At 66.1% G+C, this 24,096-nt stretch carries 24 protein-coding genes and 3 tRNA genes; 2 read left to right on the plus strand and 25 right to left on the minus strand.

Translation table 11 applies throughout. The features are described from left to right. Positions 1 to 34 precede the first annotated feature (34 nt). The 6 genes from RALTA_RS09920 to uvrC form a co-directional block, all read right to left on the minus strand. Positions 35 to 1,267, minus strand: coding sequence for a cation:proton antiporter domain-containing protein (locus RALTA_RS09920; RefSeq protein WP_012353296.1), 1,233 nt, complete (start codon positions 1,265 to 1,267; stop codon positions 35 to 37). 347 nt (positions 1,268 to 1,614) lie between these two features. Beyond that, positions 1,615 to 1,688, minus strand: a tRNA-Cys gene (locus tag RALTA_RS09925). A gap of 123 nt (positions 1,689 to 1,811) precedes the next feature. Continuing rightward, positions 1,812 to 1,887, minus strand: a tRNA-Gly gene (locus RALTA_RS09930). A 60-nt stretch (positions 1,888 to 1,947) separates the two neighbouring features. Further along, positions 1,948 to 2,023, minus strand: a tRNA-Gly gene (locus RALTA_RS09935). Between the two features lie 172 nt (positions 2,024 to 2,195). Continuing rightward, positions 2,196 to 2,795, minus strand: a complete 600-nt coding sequence (gene pgsA / locus RALTA_RS09940; RefSeq protein ID WP_012353297.1) for a CDP-diacylglycerol--glycerol-3-phosphate 3-phosphatidyltransferase — start codon at positions 2,793 to 2,795, stop codon at positions 2,196 to 2,198. A 116-nt stretch (positions 2,796 to 2,911) separates the two neighbouring features. After that, the gene (uvrC, locus tag RALTA_RS09945; protein ID WP_157877126.1) at positions 2,912 to 5,002 is read right to left on the minus strand and encodes an excinuclease ABC subunit UvrC; all 2,091 of its coding nucleotides are present in this window, start codon (positions 5,000 to 5,002) and stop codon (positions 2,912 to 2,914) included. Positions 5,003 to 5,108: 106 nt separating this feature from the next. On the opposite strand from uvrC, the gene earP reads away from it, so the two are divergent. Together earP and efp are read left to right on the plus strand one after the other, a co-directional pair. Continuing rightward, on the plus strand, positions 5,109 to 6,272 hold the full coding sequence (gene earP, locus RALTA_RS09950; protein WP_012353299.1) for an elongation factor P maturation arginine rhamnosyltransferase EarP: 1,164 nt from the start codon (positions 5,109 to 5,111) through the stop codon (positions 6,270 to 6,272). Positions 6,273 to 6,476: 204 nt separating this feature from the next. Further along, the gene (efp, locus tag RALTA_RS09955; RefSeq protein WP_010814696.1) at positions 6,477 to 7,037 is read left to right on the plus strand and encodes an elongation factor P; all 561 of its coding nucleotides are present in this window, start codon (positions 6,477 to 6,479) and stop codon (positions 7,035 to 7,037) included. 95 nt (positions 7,038 to 7,132) lie between these two features. On the opposite strand, the gene nagZ is transcribed toward efp, so the two are convergent. The 19 genes from nagZ to fabD all read right to left on the minus strand — a co-directional run bounded on the left by nagZ (position 7,133) and on the right by fabD (position 24,043). After that, positions 7,133 to 8,182 carry a beta-N-acetylhexosaminidase gene (gene nagZ / locus RALTA_RS09960; protein ID WP_041232161.1) on the minus strand — a complete coding sequence of 350 codons (1,050 nt, stop codon included), beginning with the start codon at positions 8,180 to 8,182 and terminating at the stop codon, positions 7,133 to 7,135. A gap of 14 nt (positions 8,183 to 8,196) precedes the next feature. Beyond that, a complete protein-coding gene (acpS, locus tag RALTA_RS09965; RefSeq protein ID WP_012353301.1) occupies positions 8,197 to 8,619 on the minus strand; it encodes a holo-ACP synthase in 423 nt (140 codons plus the stop codon). After that, a complete protein-coding gene (pdxJ, locus tag RALTA_RS09970; protein ID WP_012353302.1) occupies positions 8,616 to 9,398 on the minus strand; it encodes a pyridoxine 5'-phosphate synthase in 783 nt (260 codons plus the stop codon). Before pdxJ ends, acpS begins: the two co-directional genes overlap by 4 nt. 38 nt (positions 9,399 to 9,436) lie before the next feature. Then, positions 9,437 to 10,324, minus strand: coding sequence for a DNA repair protein RecO (gene recO, locus RALTA_RS09975; RefSeq protein WP_012353303.1), 888 nt, complete (start codon positions 10,322 to 10,324; stop codon positions 9,437 to 9,439). Between the two features lie 56 nt (positions 10,325 to 10,380). Continuing rightward, on the minus strand, positions 10,381 to 11,316 hold the full coding sequence (era, locus tag RALTA_RS09980) for a GTPase Era (protein ID WP_012353304.1): 936 nt from the start codon (positions 11,314 to 11,316) through the stop codon (positions 10,381 to 10,383). After that, positions 11,313 to 12,083, minus strand: a complete 771-nt coding sequence (rnc, locus tag RALTA_RS09985) for a ribonuclease III (protein ID WP_012353305.1) — start codon at positions 12,081 to 12,083, stop codon at positions 11,313 to 11,315. Before rnc ends, era begins: the two co-directional genes overlap by 4 nt. 1 nt (position 12,084) lies before the next feature. Next, on the minus strand, positions 12,085 to 12,480 hold the full coding sequence (locus tag RALTA_RS09990; protein WP_012353306.1) for a DUF4845 domain-containing protein: 396 nt from the start codon (positions 12,478 to 12,480) through the stop codon (positions 12,085 to 12,087). 46 nt (positions 12,481 to 12,526) lie between these two features. Continuing rightward, positions 12,527 to 13,426, minus strand: a complete 900-nt coding sequence (lepB, locus tag RALTA_RS09995) for a signal peptidase I (protein WP_012353307.1) — start codon at positions 13,424 to 13,426, stop codon at positions 12,527 to 12,529. A gap of 99 nt (positions 13,427 to 13,525) precedes the next feature. Beyond that, complete coding sequence (gene lepA / locus RALTA_RS10000; RefSeq protein ID WP_012353308.1) at positions 13,526 to 15,319, minus strand: translation elongation factor 4; 1,794 nt, start codon at positions 15,317 to 15,319, stop codon at positions 13,526 to 13,528. A gap of 196 nt (positions 15,320 to 15,515) precedes the next feature. Continuing rightward, complete coding sequence (locus RALTA_RS10005; RefSeq protein WP_012353309.1) at positions 15,516 to 15,821, minus strand: glutaredoxin family protein; 306 nt, start codon at positions 15,819 to 15,821, stop codon at positions 15,516 to 15,518. Positions 15,822 to 15,827: 6 nt separating this feature from the next. Next, positions 15,828 to 17,315, minus strand: coding sequence for a DegQ family serine endoprotease (locus tag RALTA_RS10010; RefSeq protein WP_012353310.1), 1,488 nt, complete (start codon positions 17,313 to 17,315; stop codon positions 15,828 to 15,830). 128 nt (positions 17,316 to 17,443) lie between these two features. Beyond that, entirely contained in the window at positions 17,444 to 18,523 is a 1,080-nt protein-coding gene (locus RALTA_RS10015; protein WP_012353311.1) for a MucB/RseB C-terminal domain-containing protein, read from the minus strand. Positions 18,524 to 18,531: 8 nt separating this feature from the next. Next, complete coding sequence (locus RALTA_RS10020; protein WP_012353312.1) at positions 18,532 to 19,161, minus strand: sigma-E factor negative regulatory protein; 630 nt, start codon at positions 19,159 to 19,161, stop codon at positions 18,532 to 18,534. 120 nt (positions 19,162 to 19,281) lie between these two features. Further along, positions 19,282 to 19,881 carry an RNA polymerase sigma factor RpoE gene (rpoE, locus tag RALTA_RS10025; protein WP_012353313.1) on the minus strand — a complete coding sequence of 200 codons (600 nt, stop codon included), beginning with the start codon at positions 19,879 to 19,881 and terminating at the stop codon, positions 19,282 to 19,284. Positions 19,882 to 19,937: 56 nt separating this feature from the next. After that, entirely contained in the window at positions 19,938 to 20,534 is a 597-nt protein-coding gene (locus RALTA_RS10030; protein ID WP_012353314.1) for a hypothetical protein, read from the minus strand. Continuing rightward, the gene (gene fabF / locus RALTA_RS10035; protein WP_012353315.1) at positions 20,515 to 21,747 is read right to left on the minus strand and encodes a beta-ketoacyl-ACP synthase II; all 1,233 of its coding nucleotides are present in this window, start codon (positions 21,745 to 21,747) and stop codon (positions 20,515 to 20,517) included. Before fabF ends, RALTA_RS10030 begins: the two co-directional genes overlap by 20 nt. Positions 21,748 to 21,937: 190 nt before the next feature. Beyond that, positions 21,938 to 22,177: an acyl carrier protein gene (gene acpP, locus RALTA_RS10040; protein ID WP_008644813.1), complete on the minus strand. Its 240-nt coding sequence runs from the start codon at positions 22,175 to 22,177 to the stop codon at positions 21,938 to 21,940. Positions 22,178 to 22,347: 170 nt separating this feature from the next. Next, positions 22,348 to 23,097: a 3-oxoacyl-ACP reductase FabG gene (gene fabG / locus RALTA_RS10045; RefSeq protein WP_012353316.1), complete on the minus strand. Its 750-nt coding sequence runs from the start codon at positions 23,095 to 23,097 to the stop codon at positions 22,348 to 22,350. Between the two features lie 16 nt (positions 23,098 to 23,113). Further along, the gene (gene fabD / locus RALTA_RS10050; protein ID WP_012353317.1) at positions 23,114 to 24,043 is read right to left on the minus strand and encodes an ACP S-malonyltransferase; all 930 of its coding nucleotides are present in this window, start codon (positions 24,041 to 24,043) and stop codon (positions 23,114 to 23,116) included. Between the last annotated feature and the right edge of the window lie 53 nt (positions 24,044 to 24,096).

Here is a 24,096-nt window from a genome sequence, read left to right on the forward strand (position 1 = left end):
GAGGGTGCCCGGCGTCTTCACCGCGCCCCGCGGGTCAGGCCGGCTGGGGATCCGCGCCGCGGCTGCGGCGCGCGGTGTACAGGTCCAGCATGTGGAACAGCACGGGATTGAGCATGATCGACAGCAGCGCGCCGGCCAGGATCAGCGCCTGGCCCCGTTCGGGCAGGATCTTCAGATAGACGCCCAGGCTGGCAAGGATGAACGAGAACTCGCCGATCTGCGCCAGGCTGACGGCAATGGTCATGCCGGTCTGCCCCGAATGCCCGAAGGCACGCACGATCCCCAGCGCCGCCAGCGACTTGCCGACCACGATGATAAACACGGTCGCCAGCACGCCCCAGGGGTCGTTGACCAGCACCATCGGGTCGAACAGCATGCCGACGGAAACGAAGAACAGCACCGCGAACGCGTCGCGCAGCGGCAGAGATTCCTCGGCCGCGCGATGGCTGAACTCGGACTCCGCCAGCACCATGCCGGCAAAAAACGCGCCCAGCGCGAACGACACGCCGAACAGTGCGTAAGCGCCATAGGCCACGCCCAGCGCGGTCGCCAGCACGCCCAGGCGGAACATCTCGCGATTGCCGGTCCAGACGATGCGTTCGAGCATCCACGGGATAAAGCGGCGGCCGATCACCAGCATCACCGCGACGAACGCCGCCACCTTGCCGAGCGTGGCGAAGATCGCCAGCACCACCTCGCCCGTGCCCGGGCCGGCATCGCCGGAAGCCGCGCCGGCGCCGGCCAGCAGGCCCGCCATCGCCGGCAGCAGCACCAGCGCCAGCACCATCGCCAGGTCTTCGACGATCAGCCAGCCGACGGCAATCCGCCCTTGCGGCGACTCGACCAGGTTGCGCTCCTGCAGGGCCTTGAGCAGCACCACGGTGCTGGCCACCGACAGGGCCAGCCCGTACACCAGCCCCTGGCCCCACGACCAGCCGAAGCCCCAGGACACCAGCATCCCCATCAGCGTGGCGATGCCGATCTGCACCACAGCGCCCGGAATGGCGATGCGCTTGACCGCCATCAGGTCCTTGATCGAGAAATGCAGGCCCACGCCGAACATCAGCAGGATCACGCCCAGTTCGGCGAGTTCGGGCGCCAGTGCCTGGTCGGCGGTGTAGCCGGGCGTATGCGGTCCCACCACGATGCCCGCGCACAGGTAGCCGATCAACGGCGGCAAGCGCAGCCGACTGGCGACCGCGCCAAGGATAAAGGCCAGGACGATACCGCCGACGATGGTACTGATAAGCGGGGTGGCGTGATGCATGCGTGCGGGATTCCTCGTGTCAGGGGCTGAACGCTAACCCGCTCCCTTGCCTGGCAAGTGGCACAGCGCATCCGGCGCGCACCAGCGGTCAGCGCGGGACAGTCGCCGCAACCCTGGGCAGCAGCATCGGAACGGGGAAGAACGGGAAGTGCCGCAGCGGCCCCGGACACGCCGGCGGCGCGTCACGGATCGGGGATGGCGATTGACTTGCTGCCCCGCGAACCCGGCCGCGGAGCCCCCCGAAAAGCGTACGACAGGAGTAATGTAACATGCCCGCCACGCATGGGCGGGGCAGCCGGTCCGGGGAAAACAAAAACGGCGCCTTAAGGCGCCGTTCTGCTTGCAACTGGAGGCGGAGGTCGGAATCGAACCGGCGTACACGGCTTTGCAGGCCGCTGCATAACCACTCTGCCACCCCGCCAGGTGACGTGCTGCTGGATTGTATCCGCATTCCGCCCAGGCTGCCGCAGCACATGGATGCAGCATGCCGCGGCGCGGCGATTCAACCCAAACAAAAAGGGAAGCGTTGCTTCCCTTTGGGGATTGGAGCGGGAGACGAGTCTCGAACTCGCGACCTCAACCTTGGCAAGGTTGCGCTCTACCAACTGAGCTACTCCCGCATACAACTTTGACTGCCAGCCCCGCACCGCGATGATCGCGCTGCCGGACTTCTTTTGACCTGGAGCGGGAGACGAGTCTCGAACTCGCGACCTCAACCTTGGCAAGGTTGCGCTCTACCAACTGAGCTACTCCCGCAGGGCACTACCGAAATCAAATAAAGGTGTTTTATGCTGCAATACGCCGATATCTCACAACATCTTGCGCCAAACCCACCTTATCTCGCTGCTTTCGCTTGCGTCGTCAGCAACGAGAATGAGATTATGCAAAGAACTGCCCTCCCCGTCAACCACTTTCTCGAATTTTCTTTTCACTTCGGCGCGCCGGCTCGCGCGACCACACTGCTGCGTTCGCGGATCTGCGGCCACGCCAGCTTCATGTAGTAAATCATCGACCACAGCGTCAGCACCGCCGCCACGTAGATCATCCAGGTGCCCAGCAGATGGGCGTCGAAGCCGAACAGCCGGTCGCTGAACAGCAACAGCGGAATCGCCACCATCTGCACAGTGGTCTTGAGCTTGCCAAGGAAATTGACCGCGACACTCTTTGAGGCGCCGATCTGCGCCATCCATTCGCGCAGCGCCGAGATGGTGATCTCCCGCCCGATGATGACCAGCGCGATCAGGTCGGCAACCCGGTCCAGCGCCAGCAGCGACAGCAGCGCCGCCGTCACCATCAGCTTGTCGGCGACGGGGTCCAGGAAGGCGCCGAACGACGAGGTCTGGTTCCAGCGCCGCGCCAGGAAGCCGTCCAGCCAGTCGGTCACCGCGGCGATGATGAAGAACGCCGCCGCGGTTACGTTCTTGGTATGCATCGGCAGCCAGGCGTCGGGCAGGTAGAAGACCCCTACCACCAGAGGAATCATGGCGACGCGAAGCCAGGTCAGCAGGATCGGGATATTGAAGGGCATGGAACTCGGACGGCGGGGGGACGGTAGCCAATCCTGCGATTGTCGCCGATTTCCGGGCCAATCGAGCATTCTTGGCGATACGCGTGCCGGCCCGCCGCCTGTCGCGGCGGCCGCGGTCAGTGCAGCTGCCGGTAGATTTCCTCGGCCAGCCCGCGCGAAATGCCCTCGACGCTGGCCAGTTCATCGATGCTCGCGGCCATCACGCCGCGCAGTCCGCCGAAGCGGGTCAGCAGCTTTTGGCGCCGGCGCGCGCCGATGCCTTCGATCTCTTCCAGCCGCGAGGTGGTGCGCGTCTTGGCGCGGCGCGCGCGCATGCCGGTGATGGCAAAACGGTGCGCCTCGTCGCGGATCTGCGCCACCAGCATCAGCGCGGCACTGCCCTGGCCCAGTTCCAGCGCCGGGCGGCCATCGGCGAACACCAGCGTCTCCAGGCCGACCTTGCGGCCCTCGCCCTTGGCCACGCCGACCAGCAGCCCGATATCCAGCCCCAGCTCCTCGAACACCTGCCGAGCCACCTCGACCTGGCCCTTGCCGCCGTCGATCAGCACGATCTGCGGCACCAGCGCCGCGGCTTCGCTGCCGCCTTCGGCGCCGCCGTCTTCCTGGATCTGTTCGACCAGCTTCTGGTAGCGCCGCGTCAGCACCTGCCGCATGGCCGCGTAGTCGTCGCCAGGGACGATGTCCTGGATGTTATAGCGGCGGTACTCGCTGTTCTGCATGTCGTGGTGGTGGTACACCACGCACGACGCCTGCGTAGCCTCGCCGGCGGTATGGCTGATGTCGAAGCACTCGACGCGCAGCAGCGCCAGGTCTTCCAGGTCCAGCCCGATGGTTTCTGCCAGCGCGCGCGTGCGCGCTTCCTGGCTGCCCTGCTCGGCCAGGTGGCGCGACAGCGCCAGCGCCGCGCCCTGCTGCGCCATCTCGAGCCAGATCTTGCGCTGGCCCTGCGGCTGGCGCACCAGCGCAACCTTGCGTCCGGCGTGCAGCGCCAGCGCCTCGAGCACCGCGGCATCGTCCGGCACATGGCTGACCACGACGATGGGCGGCGCCGGCTGCTCCAGGTAGTGCTGCACCATGAAGGCCGACAGCACGCGCGTGGCGATGCGGTCCACGGTCAGCGGCAGCGCGGCGTCCGCTGCGTCCGCGGCGCCAGCCTCCTCGGCGCTTCCCTCGGCGCGCTCATCCGCGTCCTCGACGATCATCGCCGCCTCGTCCGCATGGGCCGGGAAGTAGGCCTTGTCGCCCAGATGGCGCCCGCCGCGCACCATGGCCAGGTTGACGCAGGCGCGGCCACCCTCGACCGCGACGGCCAGCACGTCGATGTCGCGTGCCTGCCCACCGACCTCTTCCACTGCCTGGCGTTTGAGCACGGTCGACAACGCCGCGATCTGGTCGCGCACCGCCGCCGCCTGCTCGAATTCCAGCCGCTCCGCATGCTGTTCCATCTTGCCCTGCAGGCCTTCCAGCACCTCGCTCTGGCGGCCTTGCAGGAAGCGCGCCGCGTTGGCGACATCGCGCGCGTAGTCGTCTTCGCTGATGGCGTTGACGCACGGCCCGGTGCAGCGGTGGATCTGGTGCAGCAAGCACGGCCGCGTGCGGTTGTTGAAGACGGTGTCCTCGCAGGTGCGCAGCTGGAACACCTTCTGCAGGATCTGCATGCTCTCGCGCACCGCATAGGCGCTCGGGAACGGGCCGAAGTACTGGTGCTTGCGGTCGGTGGCGCCGCGGTAGTACGCCATGCGCGGGAAGCGGTGCCCGGTCAGCTTCAGGAACGGGTAGGACTTGTCGTCGCGGAACAGGATGTTGTAGCGCGGCGCCAGCGCCTTGATCAGGTTGTTCTCGAGCAGCAGCGCCTCGGCCTCGGTGCGCACCACCGTGGTCTCGATGCGGGCGATGCGCGACACCATCATCGCGATGCGCGGCGACAGCTGGGTCTTGTTGAAATAGCTCGCCACCCGCTTCTTCAGGTCGCGGGCCTTGCCCACGTACAGCACGTTGCCGTTGGCGTCGAAATAGCGGTAGACGCCCGGCAGGCCGGGCAGGCGCGAGATGATCGGGCGGGCATCGAAGGGCTCTGCCGGAGCATCGGCTTGCGCTTCAGCGCCTTGAGGCGGCGCTTCCGCTGGCACCGCGGACGGCACCTCGGCGTGCGCCTCGGCCGGTACCTCGTCTGCGGGTTTCGGAGAATCGGGTTGCTGGTCTGACATGTGGGGACGGTGACCGCTGCGGGCCGGCGCGCGTCATCGCCGCGCGGCCTCTAAAATCGCAAGTTTAGAGCAATTCAACCGCGCGCCCCGCCGACCACCACCTCTCATGCCTATCCGCTCCTGGGACATTTTCTGCACTGTGATCGACAACTTCGGCGACATCGGCGTCTGCTGGCGGCTGGCCCGCCAGCTCGCGCAGGAGCACGGTCACGCGGTGCGGCTGTGGGTCGATGACCTGGCCAGCTTCGCCCGGCTGGCGCCGGAACTGGATCCCGCCGCAGTGGTCCAGCACCTTGCCGGCGTGGAGATCCGCCCGTGGCATCCGGCAGCCGCGCCCGGCGCAACCGACGGCACCGCCGGCGCCGTTCCGCACGATGCCGTGATCGAAGCCTTCGCCTGCCACCTGCCGCCAGCGTTCCTCGACCGCATGGCGGCGCGCGCGCCCAAACCCGCGTGGATCAACCTGGAGTACCTGAGCGCCGAACCATGGGTGCGCGAACACCACGCGATGCCCTCCCCCCATCCGCGCCTGCCGCTGGTGAAGCACTTCTTCTTTCCCGGCTTCGAGCCCGGCACCGGCGGCCTGCTGCGCGAATCGATGCTGGGCGCGCAGCGTGCCGCCTTCCTCGACGGCGCGGCGGCCCAGGCGTCACTGTGGCACCGGCTGGGCGTGACGCCGCTGACCGATGCGCTGCGCGTAAGCCTGTTCGCCTATCCCAACCCGGTGCTGCCGGCGCTGCTGGAACAATGGCGCGACGGCACCGAGGCCATCCATTGCCTGGTGCCGGCCGGCCTGGCGGCGAGCCAGGCGGCGCAGTGGCTGGGCGCCCCGCTGGAGCCGAGCCGGCCGGTCGCGCGCGGCAGCTTGCGCGTGCAGGCCACGCCCTTCGTGCGGCAGGAGCACTATGACGAATTGCTGTGGGCCTGCGACCTCAATTTCGTGCGCGGCGAGGACTCCTTCGTGCGCGCCCAATGGGCGGCGCGCCCGCTGGTCTGGCACATCTACCCGCAGGACGACGCGGCCCACCGGGTCAAGCTCGATGCCTGGCTGGAGCTCTTCGCAAAGAGCGGCGTAGCGCCGGAAGCAGCCGCCGCGCTGGCCGATTTCTGGCACGCCTGGAACGGCTACGGCAACGCGCCGGACTGGCCGCGTTTGCGTGCGCACCTGCCGGCACTTGCGGCGACCGCGCCGCGCTGGGAGCGGCGCTTGCAGCATCCCGGCGACCTTGCCGCGAACCTGGTGGCGTTTTGCGAAAATCAGGTAAAATAACCGGTTGATCCAAATGGCGACCGGGCCGGAGAACCAGGGTCTTGCCGGGCGTGAACCACCACGCGGGGCAATGGCCTAAAGCAAGCTGGGCACGGGGTCGCGAGCGCGTGGATCCTGGCTCTCGCGGGCTTACCGCGGGCACGCCGGCAGCGCGCCTTCGCCATTCCAAATTCCTAGACTTTATTTTTCAGGAAATCAGTTCAGATGAAAATCGCACAGGAACTCCGCGTCGGTAACGTGTTCATGATCGGCGGCGATCCGATGGTCGTGCAGAAGGCCGAGTACAACAAGTCGGGCCGCAACGCCGCTGTGGTCAAGATGAAGTACAAGAACCTGCTGACGGACGCACCGGGCGAGTCGGTGTTCAAGGCCGACGACAAGTTCGAAGTGGTGGTGCTCGAGCGCCGCGAATGCACCTACTCGTACTTCGCTGACCCGATGTACGTGTTCATGGACGCCGACTACAACCAGTACGAAGTCGAGAAGGACAGCATGGGTGACTCGCTGAACTACCTCGAGGACGGCATGAACGTCGAAGTCGTGTTCTACAACGACAAGGCCATCTCGGTCGAAATGCCGACCACGCTGGTCCGCGAAATCGTCTACACCGAGCCGGCCGTCAAGGGCGACACCTCGTCGGGCAAGGTGCTCAAGGGCGCCAAGATCAACACCGGCTTCGAGCTGCAAGTGCCGCTGTTCTGCAACATCGGCGACAAGATCGAAATCGACACCCGCACCGGCGAATACCGCAGCCGCGCCAACTAAGGCGCTGGTCTCGCCCCGCTTCTGCGCGGGGCGGTCAACAAAAATGGCAGCCTCGGCTGCCATTTTTGTTTGCGCACGACCCGCCGCCCCGGGGTTCAGGCGATCAGGTCGTGTTCCTGCAGCGTGCGCAGCGCGGCGCGGTACTCGCCCTGCTGGTGCAGCTTGTTCCAGTCCAGCGGCTTGCGTCGCGCGAACAGCTTGCGGATGCGGCGACGCGACATCTTGTCGATATCCACGTCGAGCTCGCTCAGGAGCTGGTCGGCACGGTCCGGGTGGTTGCAGATCAGCACCATGTCGCAGCCGGCGGTCAGCGCGGCACGCGCGGCCTCGGTGACGTTGCCGGCGACGCTGGCACCTTCCATGCTCAGGTCGTCGCTGAAGATCACACCCTCGAAGCCCAGTTGTGCGCGCAGCACGTCCTGCAGCCAGTAGCGCGAGAAGCCCGCCGGGCTGGGATCGACCTTGGGGTAGATCACGTGCGCCGGCATCACCGACGCCAGCGACAGGCCCAGCCATTCATACGGGCGCGCGTCCTGGCCGAGGATCTCGTCCAGCGTGCGCTCGTCGACCGGGATCGCCACGTGCGAATCCGCCTCGACGTAGCCGTGGCCGGGAAAGTGCTTGCCGCAGTTGCTCATGCCGGCCAGCAGCAGGCCGTGGTTCAGGTGGCCGGCCAGCATCGACACCACGCGCGGATCGGCGTGGAAGGCGCGATCGCCGATCACGGCGCTGCGGCCGTAGTCGAGGTCCAGCACCGGGGTGAAGCTCAGGTCGATATCGCAGGCGCGCAGCTCGGCGGCCAGCACATAGCCACAGGCAACCGCCGCCTTGGTCGCGGCCAGCACGTCGCGTTCCCACAGCTCGCCCAGGCGGTGCATCGCCGGCAGGTGGGTGAAGCCATCGGTCTTGCAGCGCTGCACGCGACCGCCTTCATGGTCGATGCAGATCAGCACGTCGTCGCGCACCGCGCGGATGGCACGCGTCAGCGCCTCCAGCTGCGCGCGCGACTCGAAATTGCGCGCGAACAGGATCACGCCGCCGGTGAGCGGATGCGCGATGCGGCGCGCGTCTTCCGCGTCGAGCTGCTTGCCGACGACATCGAGGACCACCGGGCCCGGCCGCTTGCCGGAATTCTTCTTGGACATGGAAGGGGTTGGGTTCACAAGGCTGTAGGTTGAGACACCGCCGCGCCGCTGCGCTCGGCAATGGCGAAGGCGACTGCGTAATCATGTTCGTCACTGACACTGACCCGCACGACCAGCCCGCGTTCCGCCAGCCACGCGGCCAGCTCGCCATGGCACACCGCGGTGGGCTCGCCGGACGGCAGGTTCATCAGTTCCATCGCGCGCCATGTCATCGGCCAGCGCATGCCCAGGCCGATCGCCTTGGAAAACGCCTCCTTGGCGGCGAAGCGCGTCGCCAGGAACGCCAGGCCGCGCTTTTCCGAACGCGCCTTGCGGGCGTGGTACTTGGCCAGTTCGTCCGGGCCTAGCACCTTTTCGGCGAAACGGCCGTTGGTGCGCGTCATCACGCCCTGCACGCGCGCGATCTGGATGATGTCGGTGCCGATGCCGTAAATCACGCCGGGGTGCTCGCGGCAGGATACTGCGTGCCCAGGCGCGCGGCCACCATGATGGCCTTCATCTCGCGTACCGCGTTCTCCCAGCCGGTGAATACGGCGTGCGCGACGATGGCGTGGCCGATGTTCAGCTCCTTGATGCCGGGCAGCGCCGCGATCGGCTGCACGTTGGTGTAGTGCAGCCCGTGGCCGGCATTGACCACCAGGCCATGCTTCTGGCCGGCATCGGCGCCGTCGGCGATGCGGCGGAACTCGGCCGCCTGCTCCGCGGGGGTATGCGCATCGGCATAGCGCCCGGTATGCAGCTCGATCACGGGCGCGCCGCAGGCCGCGGCCGCGGCGATCTGGTCAGCGTCCGGATCGATGAACAGCGACACGCGGATGCCGGCGCCGGCCAGCTGGGCGCACGCGGCCTTCACCAGCTCGAAGCGGCCGGCCACGTCCAGCCCGCCCTCGGTGGTCACTTCCTCGCGGCGCTCCGGCACCAGGCACACGTCCTGCGGGCGGATCTCGCAGGCGATGTCGAGCATCTCCTGCGTGATTGCGCATTCGAGGTTCATGCGCGTGGCCAGCTGCGGGCGCAGCGCGCGCACGTCGGCATCGCGAATGTGGCGCCGGTCTTCGCGCAGGTGCAGCGTGATCAGGTCGGCGCCGGCCTGCTCCGCCAGCAGCGCGGCGCGAATGGGATCGGGGTACACGGTGCCGCGCGCGTTGCGCAGCGTGGCCACGTGGTCGATGTTGACGCCAAGGTCGATGACGCCCGGATTTGCGTGGAAGATCATGCGAGCAGGTGCAGGAGTAAGTCGGAGATTCTTGTCGGTCAGAGATACTGCAGGTCGATCAGTATCTGGCGCGTCTTCAGCGGCGCGCCTTGCAGATAATAATGCAGCAGGAACCGCATCAGCGCGCGGCTTTGCGCGGCGGTCTGCGCGCGGCTGTAGTCGTCCTGCGCCATGTCCAGCAGCGTCTGGCCCGACACCACCGGCCACGTCGACGGGTCGCTCGGCTGGGCCCGGCGCACGCCGCGCTCGGGCTGGTAGACATAATCGAGCCCCGCCTGCACCCGCTCGCCGGTGCTCAGGCACTGGTCGAACGCCACCGCGAAACCGGTTTCCTGCAGCAGCACGCGCTCGAAGCTGCGCAGCACCAGTCCGGCCGGCTCGCCGTGCGCCAGCCGCGTCAGCGTCGACAGGTAATGGCGGAACAGCACCGGATGCGCGTCCTCGCGCGGGCAAAAGCGCATCAGCAGCTCGTTCAGGTAGAACGCCGACAGCAGCGCGTCGCCGGCCAGCGGCGGCATGCCCCCCACCCACTCGGCCTTGGTCAGGGTCTTGACCTCGCCACGGCCGCTCCATGACACCGAGACCGGATGGAAGTGCTGCAGCACCGCGCGCAGCGCCGAGTGCGGGCGCTTGGCGCCCTTGGCCACCATCGAGAGACGGCCGTAGTCGCGCGTGAAGACGTCCAGGATCAGGCTGGTCTCGCGGTACGGCCAGGCGTGCAGCACGAAGCCGGGCTGCTCGCCCACGCGCGACTCGGGGCGCGCCGGCACGATGCGCATGGCGCGGTCCATCATCGCGCGCGCGGCGGCATCGGCCATGCCGGGCAGCGCGCCGCTGTCGAGCAGTTCCGCGGCCTCGTCGACCACGGGGTCGGCGCGCCGGGCCTTGGGCGCGGGCGCGCGCGCGATGTCAGCGGTCTTGCTCACGGGGCGCTCGCTGGGGGCTCGCTGTCGGGTTGGGGGCGTCGGGATCGCTGCAGGGCTCACTCGTAGCCGTACGCGCGCAGGCCGGCTTCGTTGTCGGCCCAGCCGCTCTTCACCTTGATCCACATTTCCAGGTAGACCTTGCCGTCGAACAGCTTTTCCATGTCCAGGCGCGCCTCGGTGGAGATCTGCTTGAGCTTGCTGCCCTTGTTGCCGATGATCATGGCCTTGTGCGCGTCGCGCTCGACCAGGATGGTGGCAAAGACGCGGCGCAGGCGCCCCTCGGTCTCGAACTTGTCGATGACCACGGTGCTGGTGTACGGCAGCTCGTCGCCGGTCCAGCGGAACACCTTCTCGCGGATGATCTCCGAGGCCAGGAAGCGTTCGCTGCGATCGGTCATGGCGTCCGCGTCGTACATCGGCTCGCCTTCCGGCAGGTAAGGCCGGATGATCTCGAACAGCCGCGCGATATGGTCGCGGGTCTTGGCCGACATCGGCACCACTTCGCGGAACGGGAACAGCTGCCCCATCTTCTCCAGGAAGGGCATCATCACTTCCGAGCGGTTCTCGCCGATGCGGTCGAGCTTGTTGGCCACCAGCAGCACCGGCGTGTTCTTCGGCAGCAGCGACAGCACCTTCTCGTCGTCGGCGCCGTAATAGCCGGCCTCGACCACAAACAGGATCAGATCCACCGACGACAGCGTCGAGGTGACCGCGCGGTTCAGCGAACGGTTCAGCGCGCTGGCGTGGCGGGTCTGGAAGCCAGGCGTATCGACGAACACATACTGCGCGTCATCGGTGGTCTGGATGCCGACGATGCGATGCCGCGTGGTCTGCGCCTTGCGCGAGGTGATGCTGATCTTCTGGCCGACCAGCGCGTTCATCAGCGTGGACTTGCCCACGTTGGGGCGGCCGACGATGGCCACGGTGCCGCAGCGGAACGCCGCGGCCGGGGTATCCGCCGCGTCTTGCTGCGGATGGGTAGATTCGGTCATTCCTTCAACCTGAGAGACAGCTGCGGGTCCTGCGGCTGGGGTTGCTTGCGGGTCTTGCCGGTACGCTCGGCGCGGCTGCGCTTGAGCAGCTGCGGCACCAGCTTCTGGACTTCATCGAGCGCCAGCTTGGCGGCGGCCTGCTCTGCCGCGCGGCGCGACGCGCCGGTGCCGAACACCCGGACTTCCAGTTTAGGCACGGTGCACTCGACTTCAAACTGCTGGCTGTGCGCGGCGCCGTGTGTGGCGATTACGTTATATTGCGGCAGGGCAATCTTGTGGCCCTGCAGGTATTCCTGCAGCAGGGTCTTGGCGTCCTTGCCCAGCGTGCGCGGATCGACCTGCTCCAGGATCGGGATATAGAGCTTGCGGATCAGCGCCCGCGCGGCATCGAAGCCGGCGTCGAGAAACACCGCGCCGACGATGGCTTCGAGGGCATCGGCCAGGATCGAGGGCCGGCGAAAGCCGCCGCTCTTCAGCTCGCCCTCGCCCAGGCGCAGGGTGTCGGACAACTGCAGCATCTGCGCGATTTCGTACAGCGCCTGCTGCTTGACCAGGTTGGCCCGCACCCGCGAGAGATCGCCCTCGTCGAGCTTGCCGAACATGCCATAGAGCATGTCGGCCACGGCGCAGTTGAGCACGGAGTCGCCGAGGAACTCCAGGCGTTCATTGTGCTGGGCGCTGTGGCTGCGGTGCGTCAGCGCCTGTTGCAGCAATTCGGGCTTGCTGAATCGGTAGCCGAGTCGTTGCTGCAAGGCGTCGAGGTTCATATCAGTGCTGCGTTCCTGAATAGGTAATCAACAGGCTCAGGGGTCCGTAGACAGGCACCTCGGTGCGGTACGAGAAATCGACCGACTGGATGGTGCCGTTATCGTCTTCCCGGATCAGCAGGTCTTCGCCCTTGACCGCGGTAATGCGGTCGATGGCGGCCTGCTTCTCGAAGAATTCGACCACTTCACGCTTGTTGGCGGCGCGCTGCTTGGCATAGCCGGCGGCGCGCTTGACCGAAAAATATTCCACCAGGCTCGGGATCGCGCGCAGGGTCGGCAAGGCCACGCCGACCACGAACACCACGATCACCAGCAGCGTCCACACGGAAAACCCGCCAGCGCCGCCCCGGCGCCCTGCCGGATGGTTTCCTGCCCCCACCTTCCCAAATCGACCCATCGCGCCTGCCCTCGTTTTGTTGAGTGTTCTTGCGCCGCGGAGATGCTTATTTAAACGATCCCACGCGTCCGAAATTGCCCAGGTTCATCCAGATCACGAACGCCTTGCCGACAATATTCTGGTCAGGCACGAACCCCCAGTAACGGGAATCGAGGCTGTTGTCGCGGTTGTCGCCCATGACGAAATAGTGACCCGCAGGTACCTTGCAAGTCACACCCTGTTGATTGTAGGTGCAGTTGTCCCGGTACGGAAAATCCGGATCCGCACCCGCGATAAACGCCGGCCGGTCGGCGTCGTTCAGGATGCCATGCTCGACGCCGCCCGGGAGCTTTTCGCGGAAATGACGCGAATAGGCCAGGCGCTCCTCGTCGAGGAAGTCCGGCAGCGCGGTGTACTCGGCCGGCTTGCCGTTGATGGTCAGGCGCTTGTTGGCGTACTGCACCACATCGCCCGGCACGCCGATCACGCGCTTGATGTAGTCGAGCGACGGGTCTTTCGGGTACCGGAACACCATCACGTCGCCGCGCTGGGGCTCGCCCATGTCCATGATCTTCTTGTTCACCACCGGCAGCCGGATGCCGTACTCGTACTTGTTGACGAGGATGAAATCGCCGATCAGCAGCGTCGGAATCATCGAGCCGGACGGGATCTTGAACGGCTCGACCACGAACGAGCGCAGCACGAACACCGCCAGAATGACCGGGAAGAAACTGGCCGAATACTCCAGCCACCACGGCTGGCGCAGCTTTTCCTCGGCCAGGCGCTTGCGCGTGGCTTCGGCGTCGGCCGCGCCGAAACTGCCTTGCAGACGGCCCTGCTGCGAATCGAACTCGGCCAGCGCGAGTCGCGCCGAAGAGCGGCGCTGCCGCTCGAACACGAGCTTGTCGGCCACCCACGCCACGCCCGTGATCACCACCAGCACAAAAAGGATCAGTGCAAAATTCATGACGGCTTCTGGTTCTTGGAAATCCTGGTACAGCCTGTTCTGTCGCCACGCCGGCAAGGCTGCCGGGCGTGGCCCGGCCACTGCCCCGCCCGCGGCAATTTACTTGTCGTCGACTTGCAGGATGGCCAGGAAGGCCTCCTGCGGAATCTCGACGGTACCGACCTGCTTCATCCGCTTCTTGCCCGCCTTCTGCTTTTCCAGCAGCTTCTTCTTGCGCGAGATATCGCCGCCGTAGCACTTGGCCAGCACGTTCTTGCGCAGCGCCTTGACGTTTTCACGCGCGATGATATTGGAGCCGATGGCGGCCTGGATCGCCACGTCGTACATCTGGCGCGGAATGATCTCGCGCATCTTGGCCGCGACTTCGCGCCCGCGGTATTGCGAATTGGAGCGGTGCACGATCACCGACAGCGCGTCGACCTTGTCGCTGTTGATCAGGATGTCGACCTTGACCACGTCGGACGGCCGATATTCCTTGAACTCATAATCCATCGACGCGTAGCCGCGCGACACCGACTTCAGGCGGTCGAAGAAATCCATCACGATTTCCGCCATGGGGATCTCGTAGGTCAGCTGCACCTGCTTGCCGTGGTAGCTCATGTTGACCTGCGTGCCGCGCTTCTGCGTGCACAGCGTGATCACCGAGCCGACATATTCCTGCGGCATGTACAAATTGACGGTGACGATCGGCTCCAGGATCGCCTCGATCTTGCCCGGATCGGGCATCTTCGCCGGATTTTCCACAGTGACCGTGGTGCCGTCGCGCATCTCGACCTGGTACACCACCGTCGGCGCGGTGGTGATCAGGTCCATGTCGAACTCGCGCTCCAGGCGCTCCTGCACGATCTCCATGTGCAGCAGCCCGAGGAAGCCGCAGCGGAAGCCAAAGCCCAGCGCCTGCGACACTTCCGGCTCGAACATCAGCGAGGCGTCGTTCAGGCGCAGCTTTTCCAGCGATTCACGCAGCGCCTCGTACTGGTTGGCTTCGACCGGGTACAGGCCAGCGAACACCTGCGGCTTGACTTCCTTGAAGCCCGGCAGCGGCGCTTCGGCCTTGCGCTGCACGGTGGTGATGGTGTCGCCGACCTTGGCAGCCTTCAGTTCCTTGATGCCGGCGATGACAAAGCCCACCTGCCCCGCGGTCAGCGCGTCGCGCTGGATCGACTTGGGCGTAAACACGCCCACCTGCTCGACCAGGTGCTGCGAGCCGGTGGCCATCAGCAGGACCTTGTCCTTGGTGCGCAGCGTGCCGTTGACCACCCGCACCAGCATCACCACGCCAACGTAGTTGTCGAACCAGGAGTCGATGATCAGCGCCTGCAGCGGCGCGTCGGCATCGCCCTTGGGCGGCGGCACCTTGGCAATCAGGGCCTCGATCACGTCCTGCACGCCCTGGCCGGTCTTGGCCGAGCACGGCGTGGCGTCCTGCGCGTCGATGCCGATGACGTCCTCGATTTCCTGGATCGCGTTGTCGGGATCGGCCTGCGGCAGGTCGATCTTGTTCAGCACCGGCACCACTTCCACGCCCAGTTCGATCGCGGTGTAGCAGTTGGCCACGGTCTGGGCTTCGACGCCCTGCGAGGCATCGACCACCAGCAGCGCGCCTTCGCAGGCGGACAGCGACCGGCTGACCTCATAGCTGAAGTCGACGTGTCCGGGGGTGTCGATCAGGTTCAGGTTGTAGACCTGGCCGTCGCGGGCCTTGTAGCTCAGCGCCGCGGTCTGCGCCTTGATGGTGATGCCGCGCTCTTTTTCGATATCCATCGAATCGAGAACCTGCGCTTCCATCTCCCGATCCGACAGCCCTCCGCAAAGCTGAATGATCCGGTCGGCCAGGGTGGACTTCCCATGGTCGATGTGGGCAATGATCGAGAAATTACGGATATGGTCCATCTAATGTTCAGGGAAGCGCCGGCTGAGAGCCCGGGCGGCAACAAGCAGTGGAGCGGCCCGGCGCCGCGCGCCGCAAGGCGTGCGCGGGCGTACCGCGGGTTCGGGGGTGCAATTTTTGCGCCAATCCGCAATTTTACCGGATTTTCAATGACTTCCGGGTCGTCATATGGTGGCGTGGCGCGGATGCCGGCGCGGCTCAGCGGGCGGTGCGCGTGGCGCCATGTGCGGCCAGCCATACCCTTGTTGCCGCTTCGTCGAGGAAATAGTGACAAAGGGGCGCAGCATTCGCCGACGAGTCCGCCCGCAAGTCCGCCGGCTTGCCGGGCATCAGCACCGGCACCAGTTCGCCAAAGCGCGCCTCCAGCGCGGCATCGGCGTCGACATCGACCTCATGCAGGGTAAAAGAAAAATCGCGCCGGAGCGGCTCCAGCGCGACTTTCATGTCTTCGCAAAGATGGCAGTACGCCCGGCCCAACAGCGTCAGCGCGGGCGTGGCAGCCATGGCGGATCAGCGGGACGAGGCAGCGCCCGGTCGCAGCGTCAGCACCTGGGTGGCATCGCCGCGCCGCACGAACACCGCGGCGATCCGGCTCTTGTCCAGGCCACGCACCAGGTCGTTGAACTGGCGTGCATTGGTCACGTCGGTGTCGCCCAGCCGCAGGATGATATCGCCCGGACGGATGCCGGCGCGCAACGCCGGGCCATCGGCCACCTCGACCTCGACGCCGGACTTGAGCTTGAGCTCTTTCAGGCGCGCCTCGGGCAGGTCGCTGACCACCAGGCCCAGCGCATTGGGCTTGCCGGCCTGGGCCGCGCTGTCGTCCTTGGGCGCCGCGCCGCTGCGCGCGCGCGCCTTGCCCTCCGGCTCCAGTTCGGCAACGGTGATGCTGACCTCGCGGGTCGCGCCCTTGCGCCACAGTTGCAACGGCACGCGCGTGCCGGGCTTGGTCTCGCCGACCATGCGCGGCAGGTCCGAAGCGCGCTCGATATCGCGGCCGTTGAACTTCAGGATGATGTCGCCCGCCTCGATGCCCGCCTTCTCCGCGGGACCGCCCGGCTCGACGCTGCCCACCAGCGCGCCGCGCGCACGGCCCAGGCCCAGCGAATCGGCGACCTCCTTGGTGACGTCGCCGATCGCCACGGCAATGCGGCCGCGCGTCACGCGCCCGGAGGACTTGAGCTGCTCCGACACCCGCATCGCCTCGTCGATCGGGATTGCGAACGAAATCCCCATGTAGCCGCCGCTGCGGCTGTAGATCTGCGAGTTGATACCGATCACTTCGCCGCGCAGGTTGATCAGCGGCCCGCCGGAGTTGCCGGGGTTGACCGCCACGTCGGTCTGGATGAACGGCAGGTAGTCGCCGGTATCGCGGCCCTTGGCCGAGACGATGCCGGCGGTCACACTGTTGTCCAGCCCGAACGGCGAGCCGATGGCCAGCACCCACTCACCGGCGCGGACCTTGTTGGAATCGCCCAGCGGCAGGCGCGGCAGGCCGGTGGCCTCGACCTTGAGCAGCGCGACGTCGGTGCGCTTGTCCGAGCCGATCAGCTTGGCCTTGAATTCGCGCTTGTCCGGCAGGGTCACGTAGATGGTTTCGGCGTCGGCCACCACGTGCGCGTTGGTCATCACATAACCATCCTGGCTGATGATGAAGCCCGAACCCACGCCGCGGCTCTGCTCTTCCTGCTGCGGCGGCTGCCCGCGGCGCGGCGGCGTGCCGGGCGCCGGCGCCCCCGGCATCGGCACGCCGAAGAAGCGGCGGAAGAATTCCGCCATCTCGTCGTCGCTGCCTGGCGCGCCGCGCTGTCGGACCAGCTCGGTGGTGCGAATGTTGACCACGGCCGGGCTGGCTTTCTCCACCAGGTCAGTGAAGTCGGGCAGGTTGTAATTGGAGGCAGCGGCCTGGGCGTGGCTGACTTCGGCAACGGTCGGGCCGAGCAGCATCATGGCAGCCATGACCACGGCCCGCGCCAGGGCTGGAGATCTGAACATCATCGACAACTCCCGGGATTCAGCGAAAAGAAGAAAAACCGACTGGATGTGATCCCGTGGCGGGGACCCTTCGCAGGTTTCATGGAGCCGGCCCCGGACGAAACCCGGGCGCCAGCCGCACCTGCTCACGCTCAGTGTACCGTCTTGGGCGGACGGTACTCTACGGCCGTCGCAAACTGGCGCACGGTGCTCGCCGGCACCTCGCCCACCACGGTGATCCAGAAATCGGCAACCCGGCGCACCACGACCTGGGTCGCGCCGAGCGCGGCCACGCCTTCGCGGCGCGCACGTTGCTCGGAAACCGGCTCAATGAAGACCGACAGGCCGGTGAGCCCGTCGCTGTAGACGATCTGCAGCACTTCGAACACCTGCCCGCGGGCATTGCCCGGAGGCGGCGCGCGCAACTCGCCGAGGGGGCGGCGGACCTCGCGGATCTTCTGGAATCCCTTGAGCGGCACCGCGATCGACCAGCCCTCGTCGGCGATGCTGGTGGGCTGGTAGGTCACCTCATAGTGATTCCAGCTGCTGGAATTCTTGATCGCGGCAAGGATACGCTGCTTCTCTGACGGCACGCCGATCTGCACCTGCGAGAACGACACCTGCTCCAGCACCTTGCCGCCGTCGCCGATGGTCTGCGCGCGCATCAGCAGGCCGGAATTCTTTTCCGCCCACAAGCGCACCGCGTAGCGCGCGGCATCGTGCGGCTCCAGCGCAAAGACCTCGCACTCCATGCCGGCCACGCGCTCGGCGGGCATCTTGCGCATGTCGTACAGGTCCAGCACATCGTTCTTGTTGGTGGCGAGCAGCGCCGGGAAGCGGTCCTTGGCGTCCTGCTTTTCCACCACCACCAGCTTGGCTTCGGGGATCAGGCTGTGCACGACGTCGTTCTGCCGCAGCACTTCGCGCGGCTTGCCGTCGAGGGTCTCGAGCCGTTCGTATTCGTTGTGGACGAGATCGCTGTAATGCTGGATACGCGAGGCGTGCATGACGCTGCCGCGCTGATAGATCAGCGTGCCGACATAGTTCTCGCGCTGTGCGGCTTTGTGGATCTTGTTGAGCCAGGCAGTTGCGTCGCGTCGGGTCAGCGTATTGTCCAAAGGCTGCGCGGTGGCCGCCGCAGCGCTCAGACACAAGGCCAGAAAAAAGGACCTACGCAGGGCCCTAATTCTCTGCGCGCCCGCTACATGGGCGGGCGAACCTCCTTTGTGCATGTCCGGCATTATTCCTGCGTATTTTCCTGAGTGAAGTTTGCACCGTTGGCAACCGTGCGCATGGTCGGCACGAAAGCATCCGTTGCCACTGAAGTGCGATGCGCACGCAGGTATTCGTCCAGGCGCGGGTCGCGGATCATCTGCGGGGCGTCCGCGGCGACCGTGACGATGCCGGCGGCCTGGCCGGAGGCCGGCTGTTCGGCACGGGCGACCACGGCATCCGGCGTTCCTACCGTGGCGGGACCGCGCATCTGCGGCACCACCACCCAGCTGACCGCGGCCACGGCGGCGGCGATGGCGGTGCCGGGCATCACGCGGCGCACCCACGACGGCCTGACCAGCAGGCGATGGCGGGCGCCAGCCTGCGCTACCGCCGGCACCAGCACGTGCGGCTCGGCTTCGAGGCGCGCGGAGAAACGCGAGAGGAAATCGGCGGTGGAACCCGCCTGCGTCAGGTCTTCGGAACGCAAGGCGTCGCCGATCAACTGGTATGTGGTCCAGTCGGAAAGGCCGGCTTCGCTCTTCGCGAGATCGAGCACGGCATCGACTTCGTGCGGCGCCAGTTCGCCATCCATCAATACGGAGATCTGCTCCGCTGCTTCCACTACATGAACCGACTGCTTATGAGCCTGACCCATTTCCCACCCCAAGACATTCCATTGAACACCGATAATCCCGTTACTGCTGTCGCTTATCGATGCAGGAATAGGCTGCAACGCTGGCCGCACGACATTCTTCTCTACCACCTGGACCGCCACTTACCACCGCTTGCCCTCTGCCGTTCCCAGCAGCGGGCGCAACCGCTCGGCAATCGCCTCGCGTGCGCGGAAGATGCGCGAGCGCACCGTGCCGATCGGGCACCCCATCGCTTCGGCGATTTCCTCGTAGCTGAGGCCCTCGATCTCGCGCAGCGTGATGGCGGTCCGCAATTCTTCCGGAAGTGCTTCCATCGCGCGGTTCACCGTCTCGGCAACTTGGCGCGTGTGAAGCATCGACTCCGGCGTATTGATATCCCTTAGTTGTTCACCGTCCGCAAAAGTTTCAGCCTCTTCCGCATCGATATCGCTGGACGCTTCCGGGCGGCGGCCCTGGGTAGCCAGGTAGTTCTTGGCGGTGTTGACGGCGATCCGGTACAGCCACGTGTAGAAGGCCGACTCCCCGCGGAACTGGGGCAAGGCGCGGTATGCCTTGATGAAGGCATCCTGCGCCACATCCTCGACTTCAGCGGGATCCCTGACCAGGCGCGAAATCAGGCGAATGATCTTCCGATGGTATTTGGTCACCAGAAGTTCAAAGGCCCGCTTGTCGCCCTGCTGGACGCGTTCAACTAGGAGCTGATCGGCTTCGCGTTCGCTCACGTATGGCTCACCTGCAGTGTATCTCTTGGTTTGGTCGTCACGACAAACGTTGTATTTTACCTACGATTCTCAGCCCGCCCGGTGAAGCAACGCGCATCCTGTGACCGCAAGCTAACAAAATCGTTCCCTGGGCTGGCATCGGGTTGCACCCGCAGTGCAACTCGCGCGGACCGTTGCAGCCACCGCGCCAGTTCCGGACCAGCTGCCTGCCAGGGAAGAAGAATGGCGCCGGGCATCGCCGGATCACCGGGGGCCAGGCACACTACCGCTGCGTCTCCGAGCTGCCAGCACTGCCGCACGACGGCTTCGCGCCGCGCGCCGCCGGGCGCTTCCAGCCAGATGCGCAGGGGGCCTTCGGCGTCGGCGTCCTGCACGGCCGTGCAGACCCAGCGCAGGCCGCGCCACCATGCCGGCCAGGCACGCAGGGCCGCTACGGCGGCCAGTGCCAGGCCGGCACCCGCTGCGAGGTGCCACCACAGCAAGCCCGCCTGGCTGCCGGCAATGGCATCGGCCAGCGTCCGCGCCAGCAGCGCGAGCGCCAGCAATTCGCCGGCACAAAACACGAACAGGGCCCACCCCAGCGGGTGGACCCTGCCATGGCGCAGCCCCTCAAGGGCCCGCCTCAACCACGGATCAGGCGCGGCGGAAAACAAGCGTGCCGTTGGTGCCGCCGAAACCGAAGTTGTTCTTCACTGCCACGTCGATCTTCATCTCGCGCGCCGTGTTGGCCACGTAGTCCAGGTCGCACTCGGGGTCCTGGTTGTCGAGGTTGATCGTCGGCGGCGAGACCTGGTGGTGCAGCGCCAGCACGGTGAAGACCGACTCCAGGCCACCGGCGCCGCCCAGCAGGTGGCCGGTCATCGACTTGGTCGAGTTCACCACCATCTTGTAGGCCTGGTCGCCGAATGCTGCCTTGATCGCATCGGATTCGTTCTTGTCGCCCAGCGGCGTGGAGGTGCCGTGCGCGTTCAGGTAATGCACCTGGTCGGTGTTGATGCCGGCATCCTTGAGCGCATTGACCATGCAGCGGCGCGGGCCGTCCATGTTCGGCGCGGTCATGTGGTAGGCGTCGCCACTCATGCCGAAGCCGATCAGCTCGGCATAGATGCGCGCACCGCGGGCCTTGGCCGACTCATACTCTTCCAGCATCATCACGCCCGCGCCTTCGCCCAGCACGAAGCCGTCGCGGTCCTTGTCCCACGGACGCGAGGCCGCTGCCGGATCGTCGTTGCGCGTCGACAGCGCGCGCGCGGCGGCGAAACCACCAATGCCCAGCGGCGACACGGTCGATTCCGCGCCGCCCGCCAGCATGGCGTCGGCATCGCCGGCCTGGATCAGGCGGGCGGCCAGGCCAATGCTGTGCAGGCCGGTGGTGCACGCCGTCACGGCCGCCAGGTTCGGGCCCTTGATGCCGTGGATGATCGACAGGTGGCCGGCGATCATGTTGATGATCGAGCCGGGCACGAAGAACGGCGAAATCCGGCGCGGACCACGCTCGCTCAGCACGGCATGGGTATCCTCGATCATCGGCAGGCCGCCGATGCCCGAGCCGACCAGCACGCCGATGCGCTCGGCATTGGCCTCGGTCACTTCCAGGCCGCTATCCTTCAGCGCCTGCGTTCCGGCCGCGATGCCGTAATGGATAAACGTATCCATATTGCGGGCTTCCTTGGCCGGGATGTAATCCTCGGCATTGAAACCCTTCACTTCGCCGGCGAAGTGCACGGACAGCGCGGAGTGATCGAATTTGGTGATGGTGGCGATGCCGGACTTGCCGGCTACCAGGTTGGCCCAGCCTTCGGCAACCGTGTTTCCGACCGGAGACACAAGGCCAAGCCCAGTGACGACGACGCGACGACGGCTCACTATGTTTTCCTACGGGTGCGTGAAACGGGAACGGAACGCGGAGTTGCCCGCCGCCGGCGCTGAAGGCCGCACGGCGAAGCCCATTCCATTCTGCTTCTTCGAACAGACGAAAGCCACAGAAAACAGCAAGGCGCGGCCGCAACGGCCCGCCCACCTGCCTTCTGTGGCTCGGAATGCAGAGACGACGGGCTTAGGCCTTGACGTGCGCGGTAGCGTAGTCGATAGCCTGTTGCACGGTCGTGATCTTTTCGGCTTCCTCATCGGGAATTTCCATGCCGAATTCATCTTCCAACGCCATCACGAGTTCAACCGTGTCCAGCGAGTCCGCACCGAGATCGTTCACGAACGACGATTCGTTCTTGATGTCTGCCTCGGCCACGCCAAGCTGTTCTGCCACGATTTTCTTGACGCGTTGTTCGATATTGTCCATGTAACCCTCCAGGGAAGTTCGACAAAAAGTGGGCGCATTTTAGCAGGTTTGGGACAACAGAAATGCTGCCTGCCAAGCTTTGCAAGAATCGCGCCCGATTGGTTCGGAAAACTACGACTTCCGGCAGCTTCTCCCGGCTTCTTTGCCTAAAAAGCCACCGAAAAACACCATTAATTCATGTACATCCCGCCGTTCACATGCAGGGTGGTGCCGGTGATGTAGGCAGCCTGCGGGCCAGCCAGGAAGGCCACCGCATTGGCAATATCCTCGGGCTGGCCCAGGCGGCCCAGCGGGATCTGTTTCTTGAGCGAAGCATGCTGCTCTTCGGACAGCGCCTTGGTCATGTCGGTATCGATAAAGCCCGGCGCGACGCAGTTGACGGTCACGTTGCGGCTGCCAATCTCGGCAGCCAGCGAACGGGTCATGCCGGCCACGCCGGCCTTGGCCGCGGAGTAGTTCATCTGGCCGGGATTGCCGACCGAGCCCACCACCGAAGTGATATTGATGATGCGGCCCTGGCGCGCCTTCATCATCGGGCGCAGCACCGCGCGCGACAGGCGGAACACAGAAGTCAGGTTGGTCTGGATCACGGCCAGCCAGTCCTCGTCCTTCATGCGCATCGCCAGCTGGTCCTGCGTGATGCCGGCATTGTTGACCAGCACGCCGATGCCGCCGTGGCTCTTGACGATCTCGTCGATGAGCGCCTCGCAGGCAGCGGCATCATTGACGTTGAGCATGGCGCCCTTGCCCTTCAGGCCTTCGGCGCCGAGGTAGTCGGTGATGCCGGCCGCGCCGGCTTCGCTGGTGGCGGTGCCGATCACGGTGGCGCCCTGCCGGGCCAGTTCCAGCGCAATGGCGCGGCCGATGCCACGCGAGGCGCCGGTGACCAGCGCAACCTGGTTGTCGAGAAGTTTGGTCATGCGGTTGTCCTGTTGCTTACTTCAGCAGTGCCAGCGTGTCTTGCAGCGAAGCCGGATCGAAGATCGCGCCGCCGCTGAGGTTGCCGTCGATGCGCTTGGTCATGCCGGCCAGCACCTTGCCCGGACCGCATTCGATCACGTGGGTGATGCCTTCGGCGGCCATCTTCTGCACGCACTCTACCCAGCGCACCGGCGCGGCGGCCTGGCGCACCAGCGCATCCTTGATCCCTTCGGGATCGTTGACGATGGCGACGTCGACGTTATTCACCAGCGGGATCGACGGCGCCGAGAAAGCCAGGCCGGCCATGCGCTCGCGCAGGCGGTCGGAGGCGGGCTTGAGCAGCGACGAGTGGAACGGCGCCGACACCGGCAGCGGCAGCGCACGCTTGGCGCCCTTGGCCTTGGCGATTTCGCAGGCCTTCTCGACCGCGCCCTTGTGGCCGGCGATCACCACCTGCGACGGCGCGTTGAAGTTGACGGCCTCGACCACGCCCGTGGCGGACGCTTCGGCGCACGCGGCGCGCACGTCGTCATCCGACAGGCCGAGGATCGCGGCCATGCCGCCCTCGCCCACCGGCACGGCTTCCTGCATGGCCTGCGCACGGAACCGCACCAGCGGTACGGCATCGGCAAACGGAATCACGCCCGCGGCCACCAGCGCGGAGTATTCGCCCAGGCTGTGGCCGGCGACCAGCGCCGGTGCCGGGCCGCCGGCATCGAGCCAGGCCCGGTAGATCGCCACCGCGGCGGTCAGCATCACCGGCTGCGTATTGGTGGTCAGGTTCAGTTCTTCGGCAGGGCCTTCGGCGATCAGGCGACCGAGATCCTGGCCGAGCGCGGCCGAGGCTTCTTCCACGGTGGCGCGCACCACGGCATTGTCGGCGAAGGCATTGAGCATGCCGACCGACTGCGAACCCTGGCCGGGAAATACGAAAGCGAATTTCATCGGATGGAAACCCTAACAAGAAATCGGGAGCCGGCGCCGCGGCGGAGCATGCC

The organism is Cupriavidus taiwanensis LMG 19424 (genome assembly GCF_000069785.1).
Lineage (GTDB): Bacteria > Pseudomonadota > Gammaproteobacteria > Burkholderiales > Burkholderiaceae > Cupriavidus > Cupriavidus taiwanensis.